This is a genomic window from Chloroflexus sp. (assembly GCF_034435895.1).
Taxonomy (GTDB): domain Bacteria; phylum Chloroflexota; class Chloroflexia; order Chloroflexales; family Chloroflexaceae; genus Chloroflexus.
The window spans coordinates 1-2,698 of the sequence record NZ_DAOTWH010000357.1 but is presented as its reverse complement, the minus strand read 5'-3'; the positions used below and the strand labels follow the sequence as shown (position 1 = coordinate 2,698).

At 61.2% G+C, this 2,698-nt stretch carries 1 protein-coding gene; it reads left to right on the top strand.

The features are described from left to right. Nucleotides 1–812 precede the first annotated feature (812 nt). A partial coding sequence (locus tag U9R81_RS19745; protein WP_322497120.1) for a S8 family peptidase occupies nt 813–2,698 on the top strand: 1,886 nt, incomplete at its 3' end.

Here is a 2,698-nt window from a genome sequence, read left to right as displayed (position 1 = left end):
CGCGGCAACCCGCGCGGCAGCCGCTGCCGCAGCCGGGCCGGCGGCGATAATAATCTCGTGATTAGTGCTGTAGCGTGCCGCCGCCACAGCGACAGCCGATACCGCCTGTTCGAGCCGGGCGCCATTATCCGCATACATGACGACTGACAAGGTATTGATAACAGACACGGGGAACCTCCGAACGAAATCATGCTGGTAGCAGTATAACACAAAGCTTGTACCACAACCGGCGTACGGCAACCGGTTTGCAGCCAGCGGTGCAGCTTTCGCCGGCCACATCATAGCTGGTTAGTACGATTGCCAAGATGAACAAGCTGTCATTTAGGCCGCCAATAAATGAACAATTTGTAAACAGTTTGCTATGCAATTTCGCTTGACAGATACGTTTAGTATTGTTAATCTTTTTTACCAACGACCTAATCCACCTCAGCCCATCAAGCCAGCGTCGTCATTGCTGAGTTTGGTCAAGAGCAATATACGCTCTTGCTAGTTGGTGTGCGCCATTCCTGCCCCAACTCCGCCTGCGCCTCACCCATTTAGGCCGGCTGCCTTCTTGCACACTGTACGGTTACACGAGATAAGTACACAGACGCTTAAGTGACATCCTTGCACCATTGCGGCTATCGACTCAGCGCGCTGGCGTAGGGATTGTTGTCAGCGCCTTGCCGCATACCTAACCGTCAGTACTCGTGTTACTTGCCAGTGCAGCGGTTGAGAAAGGAGGGATGCGTTTGTAGCGATTTCAATGACGAAATGGCCGCACAAACCCCTTTTCGGTCGCGATGCTGTCCTGTTTGCGAGCTGAGGAGTTTATGAGACTCATAATCAAACGCCATCTCGTTGCAATCGCCATCAGCGTAGCGTTGACGATTGCGTTGGTTGCGCCATCAGCGGCGCAGCCGCCCCGCCCAACCCCTAATCTCGATGCACTCCGGCTAGAAGAACCGCTTACTATTGATCGGACTCCCACCCCGCTCTCACCGAGCCTGATCGGCGCCACCGGACGCCAAGAGGTTGTCATCCGGCTGAGCGAAAACCCCACCGCGCGCGTACCGCAGGGTGTGGCGCAGGCTGCCCAACTTAACCGCATCAACCAACAACACGAGCGGGTACTGGCCCGCTTGCGCGCGATTGACCCGACGCTGACCGAGCTGGCCCGGCTGCGGGTGGCACTCAACGCGGTAGTCGTCGAGGTCGATGGCGCGGCACTGCCGGCACTGGCCCGCGATGTCGAAGTGGTGCGGATCAATCCGGTTGTGAACTACGAGCGCGATACCCAACCACCGATGGAGACAGTGCCCTACATTGGCGCGAATCCGGCGGTGCAGGCTGCCGGCTACCGCGGCAAAGACGTGCGGGTGGCCGTGCTCGATAGCGGCATTGATTACACTCACGCCGCTTTTGGCGGCCCCGGCACACTCGCAGCGTATCAAGCAGCGTATGGCACCAACCCTGCCGATCCGCGCAACAAGACGCTAGATGGTCTCTTCCCGACCGATCGGGTCAAGGGCGGCTACGACTTTGTCGGCGAAGTGTGGCCCAACGGCCCGCTCATGCCCGATCCCGACCCGATTGACTGTGGCGTGCTAGGCCTGAGCGGGGGCACCTGCGCCGGCGGTCACGGCACTCACGTCGCCGACATCATCGGCGGCAAGCAGGGTGTAGCGCCGGAAGTTGATCTGTTCGCGGTCAAGGTCTGCTCGGCGGTGTCGTCGGCGTGCAGCGGCATCGCCATTCTGCAAGGCCTCGACTGGTCGGCTGACCCCAACGGCGATGGCGTCACCGATGACCGCGTGCATATCGTGAATATGTCGCTGGGTGCGTCGTATGGCCAGAACTATGACGACGACTCGGCGATCGCGGTTGACAATTTGCAGCCGCTGGGCATTTTGGTGGTGGCTTCAGCCGGCAACAGCGCCGACCGGCCCTATATCACCGGCACCCCTGCCGGCGCACGCACGGCCCTCTCGGTGGCGCAGACGGCAGTGCCAAGCGATGCGTCTTATCCGATTACTGTGCTTAGCACCACCGTCTTCGGCGTTGCCCAACCGTGGGCGCCGATCCCGAACACGGCGGTCAGCGGCACCTTGGTCTACTTCCCGGCGCCGGGCAATAACCTCGGTTGTACACCCTACCCAGCTGGTTCATTGACCGGCCGAATCCTGCTGGTTGACCGCGGCGCCTGCGCGATCAGCGTCAAAGGCTCGAACGGCGCCGCTGCCGGGGCTGCCGCGGTGATCGTGGCCAACAACGCGTCCGGCACAGTGCCACCTACCTTCGGCTTCGGCGGTGGCAATCCCACCGTGCCGGTGCTGTCGATTACACAGGCCGCCGGTAGTGCGCTGAAGGCGCGGGCGGACAACCCGGTCACGATTAACTTCGCTAACCCGGCCAGCAACGCTGGCAGCGTCGTCGGCACTTCGTCGCGCGGGCCGACGATGGGTCAGATGACCTACGGTAATCAGATTATGTATGGCCAGATCATCAAGCCGGAAATTGGCGCTCCCGGCGCATCGATTTCGGCGGTGGCCGGCAGCGGCGACGGTGTTGAACCGTTCGGCGGCACGTCGGGCGCGGCCCCGATGGTATCCGGCGCGGCGGCACTGCTCTATAACGCCTCGAACTGGAGCCTCTCGCCGTGGGAGTTGAAGGCGCGGCTGATCAACACTGCTGAGACCAACATCTTCAACGGCCCGCC